13 protein-coding genes are annotated in these 12,986 nt (G+C 71.8%); 11 read left to right on the forward strand and 2 right to left on the reverse strand.

From position 1 onward, the window contains the following. Window positions 1-11 precede the first annotated feature (11 nt). The 7 genes from rsmD to mutM all read left to right on the forward strand — a co-directional run bounded on the left by rsmD (window position 12) and on the right by mutM (window position 5,267). Entirely contained in the window at window positions 12-593 is a 582-nt protein-coding gene (gene rsmD, locus V7E46_RS05700) for a 16S rRNA (guanine(966)-N(2))-methyltransferase RsmD (protein WP_333767378.1), read from the forward strand. 83 nt (window positions 594-676) lie between these two features. Next, the gene (coaD, locus tag V7E46_RS05705) at window positions 677-1,156 is read left to right on the forward strand and encodes a pantetheine-phosphate adenylyltransferase (protein ID WP_333767379.1); all 480 of its coding nucleotides are present in this window, start codon (window positions 677-679) and stop codon (window positions 1,154-1,156) included. Window positions 1,157-1,166: 10 nt separating this feature from the next. Then, window positions 1,167-2,336: an ATP synthase F0 subunit B gene (locus tag V7E46_RS05710; RefSeq protein ID WP_333767380.1), complete on the forward strand. Its 1,170-nt coding sequence runs from the start codon at window positions 1,167-1,169 to the stop codon at window positions 2,334-2,336. Between the two features lie 150 nt (window positions 2,337-2,486). After that, entirely contained in the window at window positions 2,487-3,110 is a 624-nt protein-coding gene (locus V7E46_RS05715; RefSeq protein ID WP_329182346.1) for a YceD family protein, read from the forward strand. A gap of 2 nt (window positions 3,111-3,112) precedes the next feature. After that, window positions 3,113-3,286 (forward strand): 50S ribosomal protein L32, encoded by a 174-nt coding sequence (gene rpmF, locus V7E46_RS05720; RefSeq protein WP_188281855.1) that lies wholly within the window; start codon window positions 3,113-3,115, stop codon window positions 3,284-3,286. A gap of 19 nt (window positions 3,287-3,305) precedes the next feature. Then, window positions 3,306-4,055, forward strand: a complete 750-nt coding sequence (gene rnc, locus V7E46_RS05725) for a ribonuclease III (protein WP_329174251.1) — start codon at window positions 3,306-3,308, stop codon at window positions 4,053-4,055. A gap of 345 nt (window positions 4,056-4,400) precedes the next feature. Continuing rightward, window positions 4,401-5,267 carry a bifunctional DNA-formamidopyrimidine glycosylase/DNA-(apurinic or apyrimidinic site) lyase gene (gene mutM, locus V7E46_RS05730; protein ID WP_333767381.1) on the forward strand — a complete coding sequence of 289 codons (867 nt, stop codon included), beginning with the start codon at window positions 4,401-4,403 and terminating at the stop codon, window positions 5,265-5,267. Here mutM and V7E46_RS05735 read toward each other — a convergent pair. Further along, window positions 5,222-5,659, reverse strand: coding sequence for a winged helix-turn-helix transcriptional regulator (locus V7E46_RS05735; RefSeq protein ID WP_333767382.1), 438 nt, complete (start codon window positions 5,657-5,659; stop codon window positions 5,222-5,224). The genes mutM and V7E46_RS05735 overlap by 46 nt on opposite strands. 60 nt (window positions 5,660-5,719) lie before the next feature. Continuing rightward, the gene (locus tag V7E46_RS05740) at window positions 5,720-6,589 is read right to left on the reverse strand and encodes a CAP domain-containing protein (RefSeq protein WP_333767383.1); all 870 of its coding nucleotides are present in this window, start codon (window positions 6,587-6,589) and stop codon (window positions 5,720-5,722) included. Between the two features lie 138 nt (window positions 6,590-6,727). On the opposite strand from V7E46_RS05740, the gene V7E46_RS05745 reads away from it, so the two are divergent. From V7E46_RS05745 to V7E46_RS05760, 4 genes are all read left to right on the forward strand, one after another. Then, entirely contained in the window at window positions 6,728-7,009 is a 282-nt protein-coding gene (locus tag V7E46_RS05745) for an acylphosphatase (protein WP_333767384.1), read from the forward strand. Window positions 7,010-7,378: 369 nt separating this feature from the next. Continuing rightward, window positions 7,379-7,579: a hypothetical protein gene (locus V7E46_RS05750; protein ID WP_329174245.1), complete on the forward strand. Its 201-nt coding sequence runs from the start codon at window positions 7,379-7,381 to the stop codon at window positions 7,577-7,579. 217 nt (window positions 7,580-7,796) lie between these two features. Next, on the forward strand, window positions 7,797-11,393 hold the full coding sequence (gene smc / locus V7E46_RS05755; protein WP_333767385.1) for a chromosome segregation protein SMC: 3,597 nt from the start codon (window positions 7,797-7,799) through the stop codon (window positions 11,391-11,393). A 124-nt stretch (window positions 11,394-11,517) separates the two neighbouring features. Beyond that, the gene (locus V7E46_RS05760) at window positions 11,518-12,906 is read left to right on the forward strand and encodes a sugar porter family MFS transporter (protein WP_333767405.1); all 1,389 of its coding nucleotides are present in this window, start codon (window positions 11,518-11,520) and stop codon (window positions 12,904-12,906) included. Window positions 12,907-12,986 lie beyond the last annotated feature (80 nt).

Here is a 12,986-nt window from a genome sequence, read left to right on the forward strand (position 1 = left end):
GTGAGCAGCACATGACGCGCGTGATCGCCGGAGCGGCCGGCGGCCGGCGCCTTGCCGTACCCCCGGGCACCGGCACCCGGCCCACCTCGGACCGGGCCAAGGAAGGCCTCTTCTCGACCCTGCTGTCGCTGCGCGGCACCCTGGCCGGGGCGAGGGTCATGGACCTCTACGGCGGTTCCGGCGCGGTCGGGCTGGAAGCGCTGTCGCGGGGCGCCGCCCATGTGCTGCTGGCCGAGGCCGACCCGCTCGCGGCCCGTACGATCCGCGAGAACGCCGCGGCGATCGGCCTGCCGGGCGCCGAGGTGCGGGCCGGGAAGGCCGAGAAGGTGGTGGCGGGACCACCGCCCGCGGAGCCGTACGACGTGGTCTTCCTCGACCCGCCCTACGACGTCGCCTGCGACGCTCTGCGGGAGATTCTGCTCACACTCCTGGCCGGTGGCTGGCTCGCGGCCGACACACTGGTCACCGTGGAACGCAGGACCCGGGGCGGTGACTTCGACTGGCCGGCCGGCTTCGAGGGGCTGCGCTCCCGGCGGTACGGCGAGGCGACACTTTGGTACGGTCGCGCCGCCCAAGTTACCGCAGGGTCATGAGCCCGCGGAGCAGCCGGAAGCCCGTCGCGGGCCCCGGCGTCCGACGTACCGGTAACGCCCGTTCGCAGAGCGAGGAGCCAGTCATGCGCCGCGCAGTCTGTCCCGGGTCCTTCGACCCGGTCACCAACGGACACCTCGACATCATCGCCCGCGCCTCCCGGCTGTACGACGTCGTGCACGTCGCGGTGATGATCAACCAGTCCAAGAAGGGTCTGTTCGACGTCGACGAGCGGATCGCGCTCATCGAACAGGTCACCTCCGAGCTCGGCAATGTGCAGGTGGAGTCCTTCCACGGCCTTCTGGTGGACTTCTGCAAGCAGCGCGACATCCCGGCCATCGTCAAGGGCCTGCGGGCGGTCAGCGACTTCGACTACGAGTTGCAGATGGCCCAGATGAACATCGGGCTTTCCGGCGTGGAGACGCTGTTCGTGCCCACCAACCCCGCCTACAGCTTCCTGTCCTCCAGCCTTGTGAAAGAAGTCGCCCAATGGGGCGGCGACATCTCGCACTTGGTGCCCGCCCCGGTCCTCCAGGCGCTGAACACCAAGCTGCGGCAGCGCTAGAGTCTTGGACGTGGACGTCCAGAAGAAGCTCGATGAGATCGCGGCCGCGCTGACGAACGCCCGGTCGATGCCGATGTCGGCCTCCTGCGTGGTGAACCGGGCCGAGCTGCTTGCCATGCTCGACGAGGTGTCCGCCGCGCTGCCCGACTCCCTCGCCCAGGCCGAGGGTCTGCTCGGCGACCGCGAGCAGATGGTCGAACAGGCCAGGGCCGAGGCCCAGCGGATCATCGAGTCGGCGCACGCCGAACGCGGCTCGCTGGTCTCCGACACGAACATCGCCCGGCAGTCCAAGGACGAGGCCGACCGGATCGTCGCCGAGGCCCGCCGCGAGGCCGACGAGATCCGCGCCGAGGCCGACGACTACGTCGACAGCAAGCTCGCCAACTTCGAGGTGGTCCTCACCAAGACCATCGGCTCGGTCGACCGCGGCCGCGAGAAGCTGCTCGGCCGCCACCCCGACTTCGACGAGCAGGGCTTCCCGGCCGAGGACGACCCGGACGCCCCCGAGCGCAGCGCCGACCCCGAGACGCTGCGCCGCCGCGCCGACGACTACGTCGACACCAAGCTCGGCGCCTTCGAGGCGGTGCTTACCAAGACCCTGGAGGCGGTCGGCCGCGGCCGGCTCAAGCTCACCGGGCACAACCCGATCGACGACCTGGCCGCGCAGATCGCCGCCGCGGACGGCACCGACGGCGACCTGCAGCAGATCCACCGCCAGTCCGACGCCGACTACCTGGCGGGCCTCGCGGCCCCCGCGCCCGAGCAGGCCGACCTGGCGCAGTACGGCTACGACCCGCAGCCGGCCGTCGGCGAGCCCCGGCAGGACCCCGGCTACGGCTACCAGCAGCAGGAGACGTACCAGCAGCAGGGCTACGGCCAGGAGTCCGGCGACGGCTACCAGCAGCAGGAGTACGCCCAGCAGGCCGGCTACGCGGACCCGTACGCCCCGCAGCCGGGCTACGGCCAGGACGCCGGCTACGACTACGGCCGGCAGCAGGGCTACGAGCAGCAGCCCGGCTACGACCAGCAGCAGTACCCGCCGCAGCTCCCGTACCAGCAGCAGGGGCAGCAGCAGGGACAGCAGTACGCGCAGCCGGCCGCCGCGCTGGACGAGACCAGCTTCTTCGACACCGGGATGATCGACCTCAACCGGCTGCGGGAGCTGGAGCAGGGCCGCTGACCGGTCCGCGCCGCCGGCCCCCGTACTGGTCCGTTTGGGCGGGGGCGGCGCGTCCAGTATCCTGTCACTTCCAGCCGTGTGAATCGCCGGCGCTTCTGCCTGCCCGCCCGCAAGGGACGCGCAGGCCGTGAACCGAGGAAAGCAGGAGCCCTGAACACCCGCCTTGACCACCGCAACCCGCTCGTGTTCGACACACACGAGCTGGGCAGGCGTCCGGGCGCGATGAGGAAGGTCTCCCGCTCGGTGCCGGCCCCCGACGACCTCGGCATCATCGATGTCATCGGGGTGCCCAAGGGCGCCACCGTCGAGCTGGACCTCCGCCTGGAGTCGGTCATGGAGGGTGTGCTGGTCACCGGCACCGCCCATGCGCCGGTCACGGGGGAGTGCGTAAGGTGTCTGGAGCCCGTCGAGCGCGAGCTGGACGCGGACTTCCAGGAGATGTTCTCCTACCCCGACGCCGACACCCGGACCGCCCGCAGGGACGAAGCCGGTGACGACGCCGAGGACGAGGACGCGTTCGAACTCGAGGACGATCTCTTCGACCTCGAACCGGTGCTGCGAGACGCGGTGGTGCTCGCACTGCCGATGCAGCCGGTGTGCCAGGACGACTGCGCGGGCCTGTGCTCCACCTGTGGAGCTCGGCTCGCCGACGACCCGGACCACCACCACGCGGTCACCGACATCCGGTGGGCGGCCCTGCAGGATCTCACCGTGGATCCGAAGACCCAGCAGAACGGTGCCGGAAACGGCTCCGACGACGATCAGGAGAAGTAGCCGTGGCTGTTCCCAAGCGGAAGATGTCGCGCAGCAACACGCGCCACCGCCGTTCGCAGTGGAAGGCTGCGCCCGTGAGCCTGGTGGCGTGCGAGCGCTGCCACGAGCCGAAGCTGCAGCACATCGCGTGCCCCAGCTGCGGCACGTACAACCGCCGTCAGGTAATCGACGTCTGATCGGCAGGTGACAGGCTTCATGTCAGACGCCTCAGCGCCGAAGCAGGCCGCGACGGACGCCGCGACGGAAACAGCCTCGTCCCACACGCTTCTGGAAGGGCGGCTCGGGTATCACCTTGAGCCCGCCCTTCTGGTGCGTGCGCTCACCCACCGCTCGTACGCGTACGAGAACGGCGGGCTGCCCACCAACGAGCGGCTGGAATTCCTCGGGGACTCCGTGCTCGGCCTGGTGGTCACCGACACCCTTTACCGCACCCACCCCGACCTGCCCGAGGGCCAACTGGCCAAGCTGCGGGCCGCGGTGGTCAACTCGCGAGCCCTCGCGGGCGTCAGCCGGGGCCTCGACCTCGGCGCGTTCATCAGCCTGGGCCGCGGCGAAGAGGGCACCGGCGGGCGGGACAAGGCCTCGATCCTCGCGGACACCCTCGAAGCGGTGATCGGTGCCGTCTATCTCGACCAGGGTCTCGACGCGGCGTCCGAGCTGGTCCACCGGCTCTTCGACCCGCTCATCGAGGAGTCCTCCAACCTCGGTGCCGGCCTGGACTGGAAGACCAGCCTCCAGGAGCTCACCGCGAGCGAGAGCCTGGGTGTACCGGAGTACGTCGTCTCCGAGTCGGGCCCCGATCACGAGAAGACCTTCACGGCTGCCGCCCGCGTCGGTGGTGTCGAGTACGGCACCGGCACCGGCCGCAGCAAGAAGGAAGCGGAGCAGCAGGCGGCTGAGGCCGCCTGGCGCTCCATCCGCAAGACCTCCGCCGCCGCGAGCTGACCCCTCCGGGGGGCGCGCGCGTTCCGGCGGTCCCCCTCCGGCAGGGGGGTGCCGCACCAGGGGTGCGGGGAACTGCGCGAGCAGCCCACTACCGGCCGGTGGTCCGGATCGAACCGATCCGCCCCTCCGGTCCGGTGACGACCCGCACGCGGTCGGTGGGCTGACCGCGCAGGGCCCGCGCCCCTGGGGCAGCGGCGGCCCGTCGCACGACGGCGGTGGGGTGGGCCGGCCGCGCAGCTCGCCGCCCCCTGGCGGGGCACCCCCCGGCAGGGGAACCGCCCGGCCGGTCACCCTCCGCGGCAGGGGCGCCGCACAGACACCCGCACCCCCCTGGAAGGGATTGGCATGCCCGAACTCCCAGAAGTGGAAGTCGTGCGCCGCGGTCTCGACCGCTGGGCGGCGGGCCGCACCGTCGCGTCGGTGAGCGTCCTGCACCCCCGCGCCGTCAGGCGCCACATGGCCGGGGCCGAGGATTTCACCGTCCGCCTGACCGGCCAGAAGCTCGGCACGCCCCACCGCAGGGGCAAATACCTGTGGCTGCCGGTCACGCAGGAGGCAGCCCTGCTCGCCCACCTCGGCATGAGCGGCCAGTTCCTGGTCCGCCCCGCCTCGGCACCGTACGAAACCCACCTGCGGGTCCGCTTCACCTTCGCCGACGGCGACGGCACGGACCTGCGGTTCGTGGACCAGCGCACCTTCGGCGGGCTGTCGCTCCAGGACACCGTCCCCGGCGACCCCGAGAGCCTGCCGCAGCCGCTCACCCACATCGCGCGCGACCCGCTGGACCCGGCATTCGACGAGGACGCCTTCCACGCGGCCCTGCGCCGCAAGCGCACCACCATCAAGCGGGCGCTGCTCGACCAGAGCCTGGTCAGCGGGGTCGGCAACATCTACGCCGACGAGGCGCTGTGGCGTACCAAGCTGCACTACGAGCGCCCGACCGCCGGCCTGACCCGCCCCCTGACCGCGGAGCTGATCCTGCACATCCGCGAGGTGATGGGCGACGCGCTGGCCGCCGGCGGCACCAGCTTCGACAGCATGTACGTCAACGTGAACGGCGAGTCCGGCTATTTCGACCGCTCGCTGGACGCGTACGGCCGGGAGGACCGGCCCTGCCGCCGCTGCGGCACGCCGATCCGCCGCCGGGCGTGGATGAACAGGTCGAGCTACTTCTGCCCGCGCTGCCAGCCCGCGCCGCGCGCCTCGTCATAGGCCCGCTGGGCGGCGAGCACGTCCGGCATCCGCTCCTCGACCAGCTCGATCAGGGCGAGCAGGCGGTCCGCGGTCTGCGCGCCGAGCGGGGTGAGGCGGTATTCGACGTGCGGCGGATTCGTCGGCCGGGCATCCCTGACGACCAGCCCGTCGCGTTCCAGCGCGTGCAGCGTCTGGGAGAGCATCTTCTCGCTGACCCCGTCGACCCGGCGCCGCAGTTCGTTGAACCGCAGCGTGTCCTCGCGCAGCGCCCCCAGTGTGAGGCTGCCCCAGCGCCCGGTGACGTGCGCCAGGGTGAAGCGTGACGGGCAGTCCCGCGCGAAGACGTCGAAGGCCGCGCCGTCCCCGGCTTCGCCGCGCACCCCCGCGCCCTGCTCGATCGTCTCGGCCATGACCCCAGGGTACCGGCCGCGGTGCTGCCCAGCGGGTTGCGCTTTCCTTTGGTCAGCGCATCAGAAGCCGAAGTCCTGGGTCCACCACGGGCCGCCGCTGCCGAAGTGGATGCCGACGCCGAGGGTCGTGTAGTCGCAGTTGAGGATGTTCGCCCGGTGGCCGGGGCTGTTCATCCAGGCGGTCATCACCGCCTGGGCGGTGGCCTGGCCGCGGGCTATGTTCTCGCCGCCCAGGTTGCCGATGCCGCGGGCCTTGGCCCGGTCCCAGGGGGTGTGGCCGTCGGGGTCGGTGTGGTCGAAGAAGCCGCGGGCCGCCATGTCGTCGCTGAACGCCTGGGCCAGCCCGTCCAGCGGGGAACTGGCGGTGAGCGGCTTGCAGCCTGCGGTGGCCCGCTCGTCGTTCACCAGCGACAGGATCGCCGCCCGGGCGGCGGAAAGCGTGTCGCTGCTCGGGCTCGCGGCGGGCTTTTTGACGGCCGGCGTGGTCCGTACCGGGGTGGTGGGCGCGCTGGTGGTACGGGTCGGCGTCGCCGTCGGGCTCGCGGGCGGCCGGGTGGCGGTCGGCGCGGCCGAGGCGGTGGGCGCGGCGGGCTTCGCCGGGGACGCCGAGGGCGTGCCCGACGCCGATGAGCCGGGCGAGCCGGGTATCGCGGTGGTCGTACCGCCCTGCGGCGAGGGCTGGTCGCTGCCGGTCCGCGACGGGTCCGCGGGGCCGTCGGCCTGGGCGCTGCCCCGGCCGTCGCCGTCCTGGTCGAGCCCGCCGGTGACGCCGGACAGCAGCCCGGACGACGCGGCGACCGCGCCGACCGCCATCACGGCGGACGTGGCCAGCAGCCCGGTGCGCACCGGGTGGTGCTTGCGCCGCCCGCGATGCCCGTGCGGGCCGGGCTGCGGCGCGGCCGGCTGCGCCTGGCGGCTGTGTCGGCCCATCGAGTGCGCTCCTCAATGCTTCACGGTGCTTCACCCGTTCGGGTGAAGTCCTGCTGGGGGGCGACTGTAGCGAATCACGCCCGCCGGTGCGGTGGTCCGGTCCTCACGGGTACCCCGCGGACCGGATAACGTGCCCGCATGAACGAAAATGTCCGGCTCACCGCGTGGGTGCGCGGCCGGGTGCAGGGCGTCGGCTTCCGGTGGTGGACCCGGGCCACCGCGCTGGGGATCGGCGGCCTGCGCGGCTACGCGGGCAACCTCGGCGACGGCCGGGTGCAGGTGGTGGCCGAGGGCGCCCGCGAGCGGTGCGAGCAACTGCTCGACTGGCTCCGGCACGGCGACACGCCCGGCCGCGCCGACGGGGTCACCGAGATCTGGTCCGAGCCGCGCGGCGGCTACGACGGGTTCGAGATCCGCTGACCCGCGCACGAAACGTGCGCCCGTCGCGGCGGGTGATCGCCCGGGTGGCGGAGCTTTTACGATTCGATGGGGACGACCGGTTGCCATACGACGGATGTCGTGTCAGGCTGCCCCCATCGAGAATGATCTCGACGCCACGCGGGCAGCCCGCGGCGCCTTTTGCGCCGTGTTTTCTGAGGCGGACCCGACGACTGGGCTGTGATCGTGTTGACCGTCCACTTATTTGGTGAGACGCTGGAAGCCCCGCGCATCGTGACTCCAGGAAATGTTTCAGCGGCGGTCACATCATCCACCCCGCGCGGGTGCGTACCCCTCACCCACGACCCAAACCGCTCTCGGTCGGTCACTCAGCGTGGAGGACCATCTATCATGGCAAAGGCGCTTCTCGGTTACGTCGGCGGTCCCGACCCGCGACTCCTCGCCGAGATGCGAAGGCTGCAGCAGCGTGTTCAGGACCTGGAATCCGAGCTGATCAGGATGCAGGCCCAGAACGACGCGCTGACTGTCGCGTCGCACGAAGAGTCGCTGCTCAGCATCGACATCGCTCACGCGGAGCCCGTACTCGCCTGATCCGCCGCTGTCGCCGGATCCCGTGTGCAGGAAGCCGCCTGGGCTGTGCCGCAGCTCACAGGCTGATTTCGCAGAACCGCAGAAACCGCAAGGGACGCTTCGGCGTCCCTTCGTCGTGGCGCCCTCCCCCTCCAGACCGGCCCCTTGCCGCTCCTACGTCTGGTGTGCCCTGCACATTCCCTGGTGAAACCGCAGGCGGCTAGTAGAGTCGGCGGGCGTGCATCTCAAGAGCCTCACGCTGCGCGGCTTCAAGTCCTTCGCCTCGGCGACGACGCTGCGCTTCGAACCCGGAATCACCTGCGTCGTCGGCCCCAACGGATCGGGCAAATCCAATGTGGTCGACGCGCTGTCCTGGGTCATGGGCGAACAGGGCGCCAAGTCGCTGCGCGGCGGCAAGATGGAGGACGTCATCTTCGCCGGCACCACCGGGCGGCCCCCGCTGGGCCGCGCCGAGGTGTCGCTGACCATCGACAACAGCGACGGCGTGCTGCCCATCGAGTACGCCGAGGTCACCATCACGCGGATCATGTTCCGCAACGGCGGCAGCGAGTACCAGATCAACGGCGACACCTGCCGGCTGCTGGACATCCAGGAGCTGCTCTCCGACTCCGGCATCGGCCGCGAGATGCACGTCATCGTCGGCCAGGGCCAGCTGGACTCGGTGCTGCACGCCGACCCGATGGGACGCCGCGCCTTCATCGAGGAGGCGGCCGGCGTGCTCAAGCACCGCAAGCGCAAGGAGAAGGCGCTGCGGAAGCTGGACGCGATGCAGGCCAACCTCGCCCGGGTCACCGACCTCACCGGCGAACTGCGCCGCCAGCTCAAACCGCTCGGCCGGCAGGCCCAGGTCGCCCGCAGGGCCGCCGTCATCCAGGCCGACCTGCGGGACGCCCGGCTGCGGCTGCTCGCCGACGACCTGGTCACCCTGCGTGACGCACTGCGGGCCGAAGTCGCGGACGAGGCCGCGCTCAAGGAGCGCAAGGACGCCGTCGAGGCGGAGCTCGCCGACGCCGTCCGGCACGAGGCCCGCCTTGAGGAGCAGGTGCGCGCCCTGACCCCGCGGCTCAACGAGGCCCAGGCCACCTGGTACGCGCTGTCGCAGCTGACCGAACGGGTCCGCGGCACCATCGGCCTGGCCGAGCAGCGGCACCGGCACGCCACGGGCCAGCCCGCGGAGGAGCGGCGCGGCCGCGACCCCGAGGACATGGAGCGCGAGGCCGCCCGCATCCGCGAGCAGGAGGCCGAGCTGACGGAGGCTCTGGACGCCGCGCAGCGCGCCCTGGACGACACCGTCGGCCACCGGGCGCGGCTGGAGCACCGGCTCGCCGAGGAGGAGGGCAGGCTGCGCAGCGCCGCCCGCGCCATCGCCGACCGCCGCGAGGGCCTGGCCCGGCTCAGCGGCCAGGTCAACGCGGCCCGCTCCAAAACCGCTTCCGCCGAGGCCGAGATCGGCCGGCTCACCGCCGCTCGCGACGAGGCCCGCGACCGCGCGGAATCCGCCCAGGCCGAGTACGAGGAGCTGCGCGCCGAGGTCGAGGGACTCGACGCCGACGACTCCGAGCTGGAGGCGCGCTTCGAGGCCGCCCGCGCCGAGCAGGCCGCCGCCGACGAGGACTTCACCGCCGCCCGGGAGGCCGCGACCGCCGCCGAGCGCCGCAGGGCGGCCGTCGCCGCCCGCCGTGACGCGCTGGCCCCGGCGCTGCGCCGCAAGGACGGCAGCGGCGCGCTGCTGGCCGGCGGCGACGGGGCGGGCGGTCCGCTCGCCGGGGTGCTCGGCCCGGCCGCCACCTTGCTGCGGGTCGCCCCAGGCTACGAGGTCCCGGTCGCCGCGGCCCTCGGCGCCTCCGCCGACGCGGTCGCCGTCAGCGGACTGTCGGCGGCGGCCGACGCCCTGCGCCTGCTGCGCAAGGAGGACGCCGGACGCGCGGCACTCCTGCTCGGCGGAACGCCCGACCCGGACGTACGCGCCGCCGCGGCGCCGCTCCCGGCCGGCGCGCGCCGTGCCGTGGACCTGGTGAGCGCGAGCGGCGAGCTGACGGCCGCGGTCGGGCTGCTGCTGCGGGCGGTGGTGGTCGTGGACTCGCTGGAGGACGCCGAGGCGCTCGTGACCGCGCACCCGGACCTGACCGCGGTGACCGCGGAGGGCGACGTGCTGGCCGCGCACACCGCGGTCGGCGGCAGCGCGAAGGCGCCCAGCCTGCTGGAGGTGCAGGCCCAGGTGGACGAGGCGACCGCCGAGCTGGCCCGCCTCGAAGAGCAGTGCGCGGAGCTGGCGGACCGCCAGCGGCGCGCCAGGGAGCGGCGTTCGGCCGCGGCCGGCACGGTGGACGAACTGGGGCAGCGTCGCAGGGCCGCGGAGAAGGCCAAGTCGTCGGTCGCCCAGCAGCTGGGCAGGTTCGGCGGCCAGGCCCGCGCCGCGGCCGGCGAGGCGGACCGCGCCGCCACTGCGGTCGGCCGCAGCCAGGAGTCGCTCGCCGCGGCCCGCGAGGAGTTCGAGGAGCTGTCCTACCGGCTGAGCGAGGCCCAGGAGGAGCCGGGCGAGGAGGAGCCCGACACCTCGGTACGCGACCGGCTCGCCGCGGACGGCGCCAACGCCCGGCAGACCGAGATGGAGGCGCGGCTCCAGCTGCGTACCCACGAGGAGCGCGTCAAGGGGCTGGCGGGCCGAGCCGACGGCCTGGACCGGGCCGCCCGCGCCGAGCGCGAGACCAGGGTGCGGGCCGAGCGGCGCAGGCTCCGGCTCGCGTACGAGGCGTCGGTGGCCGCCGCAGTGTGCGACGGCGCCCGCGGCCTGCTGGACTGTGTCCAGGTGTCGCTGGCCCGGGCGGAGGCCGAACGCGCCGCCGCCGAGCAGGCCAGGGCCGAGCGCGAGGCGGAGCTGGGCCAGGAGCGCCGCCGCGGCAGGGAGCTGAAGGGCGAACTGGACCGGCTCACCGGCGACGTCCACAAGGGTGAGGTGCTGGGCGCCGAGAAGCGGCTGCGGATCGAGCAGCTGGAGTCCAGGGCGCTGGAGGAGCACGGCATGGAGCCGGCCGGGCTGGTCGCCGAGTACGGCCCGGACCAGCTCGTGCCGCCGTCACTGCCGGCCGAGGGGGAGATCCTGCCCGAGGACCCGGAGGACCCGCGCAACATGCCGCGCCCCTACGTCCGCCCGGAGCAGGAGAAGCGGCTCAAGGCGGCGGAGAAGGCGTACGCGCAGCTCGGCAAGGTCAACCCGCTGGCCCTTGAGGAGTTCGCGGCCTTGGAGGAGCGGCACAAGTTCCTCACCGAGCAGCTGGAGGACCTGCGCAGGACCAGGGCCGATCTGCTCCAGGTGATCAAGGACGTCGACGAGCGGGTCGAGCAGGTCTTCACCGCCGCCTTCCACGACACCGCCCGCCAGTTCGAGGGTGTCTTTTCCCGTCTTTTCCCTGGTGGCGAGGGGCGGCTGCTGCTCACCGACCCCGACAACATGCTCACTACAGGTGTCGAGGTTGAGGCACGGCCGCCTGGGAAGAAGGTGAAGCGGTTGTCGCTCCTGTCGGGCGGTGAGCGCTCGCTGACCGCAGTGGCGATGCTGGTGTCGATCTTCAAGGCACGGCCGAGTCCGTTCTATGTGATGGACGAGGTCGAGGCCGCGCTGGACGACACCAATCTGCAGCGACTGATCCGGATCATGGAAGAGCTTCAGGAGAGCTCCCAGCTCATCGTCATCACGCACCAGAAGCGGACGATGGAGGTCGCCGACGCCCTGTACGGCGTGTCCATGCAGGGCGACGGCGTGTCCAAGGTGATCAGCCAGCGGCTGCGGAACGGCAAGCAACGCACCGCCTGACGGCCCACTCCAAGTGGTGGCCACCTCCGGGTCGGCCAAGACTTGAGGATCCAGTCCTCTACCGAGGGCTCACCGCCGGGCAAGAGGAGATCTGACCTTGACCAGCACCGCACGAGCCTCCGGGATGAGTGAGAAGGCGCCGCGGCCGGACCACCTCGGCCACATCGTCTTCATCACCGCCGCAGCCGCCATGGGCGGCTTCCTCTTCGGCTACGACAGCTCCGTCATCAACGGCGCCGTCGAAGCCATCCGCGACAAGTACAACATCGGTTCCGGCACCCTCGCGCAGGTCATCGCCATCGCCCTGATCGGCTGCGCCATCGGCGCCGCCACCGCGGGCCGGATCGCCGACCGGATCGGCCGTATCCGCTGCATGCAGATCGCCTCGGTGATGTTCACCATCAGCGCGGTCGGCTCGGCCCTGCCCTTCGCCCTGTGGGACCTGGCCTTCTGGCGGATCATCGGCGGCTTCGCCATCGGTATGGCGTCGGTCATCGGTCCGGCGTACATTGCCGAGGTTTCGCCGCCCGCCATCCGCGGCCGGCTCGCCTCGTTCCAGCAGGCCGCGATCGTGCTCGGCATCGCGGTGTCGCAGCTGGTGAACTACGGCATCCTGCAAGGCGCGAACGGTGACCAGCGCGGGAAGATCATCGGACTTGAGGCCTGGCAGCTGATGCTCGGCGTGATGGTCATCCCCGCGGTGATCTACGGGCTGCTGTCCTTCACCATCCCCGAGTCGCCGCGCTTCCTGCTCTCGGTCGGCCGCGACAGTGATGCCAAGGCGGTGCTCGCCGACGTCGAGGGCAAGGAGGTCGACCTCGACGCGCGCGTCACCGAGATCAAGACCGCCATGCACCGCGAGCACAAGTCGGTCTTCTCCGACCTGCTCGGCGGGCGCTTCGGCTTCCTGCCCATCGTCTGGATCGGCATCGGCCTGTCGGTCTTCCAGCAACTGGTCGGCATCAACGTCGCCTTCTACTACTCCGCGACGCTGTGGCAGTCCGTCGGCATCAACCCGAGCAGCTCGTTCTTCTACTCCTTCACCACCTCCATCGTGAACATCATCGGCACGGTGATCGCGATGGTCTTCGTGGACCGGATCGGCCGCCGCCCGCTCGCCCTGATCGGCTCCTGCGGCATGGCCGTCTCCCTTGCACTCGAAGCGTGGGCCTTCTCCTCCAAGCACGGCGACACCCTGCCCAATACACAGGGCACCGTCGCGCTGGTCGCCGCCCACACCTTCGTGCTGTTCTTCGCGCTGTCCTGGGGCGTCGTGGTGTGGGTCTTCCTCGGCGAGATGTTCCCGAACAAGATCCGCGCCGCCGCCCTCGGCGTGGCCGCCTCGGCCCAGTGGATCGCCAACTGGGCGATCACGGCCAGCTTCCCGACCCTCGCGGACTGGAACCTGTCGGGCACCTACGTGATCTACACGTGCTTCGCGGCGCTCTCCATCCCCTTCGTGGTGTTCTTCGTCAAGGAGACGAAGGGCAAGACCCTGGAAGAGATGGGCTGACCGCCTCTTTGCCGCGGCTTCGCCCCGGGCCGGCCCGGAGAGGCGAAGCCGCGGCAATAGGGCAGCGTGGATACTGGGTG

This window comes from Streptomyces sp. IBSBF 2435, from assembly GCF_036815005.1.
Lineage (GTDB): Bacteria > Actinomycetota > Actinomycetes > Streptomycetales > Streptomycetaceae > Actinacidiphila.

What these genes read in the sequence shown, in the direction of transcription:
- rsmD (WP_333767378.1), top strand. Translation starts at nt 12, where the DNA reads ATGACGCGCGTGATCGCCGGAGCGGCCGGCGGCCGGCGCCTTGCCGTA.
- coaD (WP_333767379.1), top strand. Translation starts at nt 677, where the DNA reads ATGCGCCGCGCAGTCTGTCCCGGGTCCTTCGACCCGGTCACCAACGGA.
- rnc (WP_329174251.1), top strand. Translation starts at nt 3,306, where the DNA reads ATGTCAGACGCCTCAGCGCCGAAGCAGGCCGCGACGGACGCCGCGACG.
- mutM (WP_333767381.1), top strand. Translation starts at nt 4,401, where the DNA reads ATGCCCGAACTCCCAGAAGTGGAAGTCGTGCGCCGCGGTCTCGACCGC.
- V7E46_RS05735 (WP_333767382.1), bottom strand. Translation starts at nt 5,659, where the DNA reads ATGGCCGAGACGATCGAGCAGGGCGCGGGGGTGCGCGGCGAAGCCGGG.
- V7E46_RS05740 (WP_333767383.1), bottom strand. Translation starts at nt 6,589, where the DNA reads ATGGGCCGACACAGCCGCCAGGCGCAGCCGGCCGCGCCGCAGCCCGGC.
- V7E46_RS05745 (WP_333767384.1), top strand. Translation starts at nt 6,728, where the DNA reads ATGAACGAAAATGTCCGGCTCACCGCGTGGGTGCGCGGCCGGGTGCAG.
- V7E46_RS05750 (WP_329174245.1), top strand. Translation starts at nt 7,379, where the DNA reads ATGGCAAAGGCGCTTCTCGGTTACGTCGGCGGTCCCGACCCGCGACTC.
- V7E46_RS05760 (WP_333767405.1), top strand. Translation starts at nt 11,518, where the DNA reads ATGAGTGAGAAGGCGCCGCGGCCGGACCACCTCGGCCACATCGTCTTC.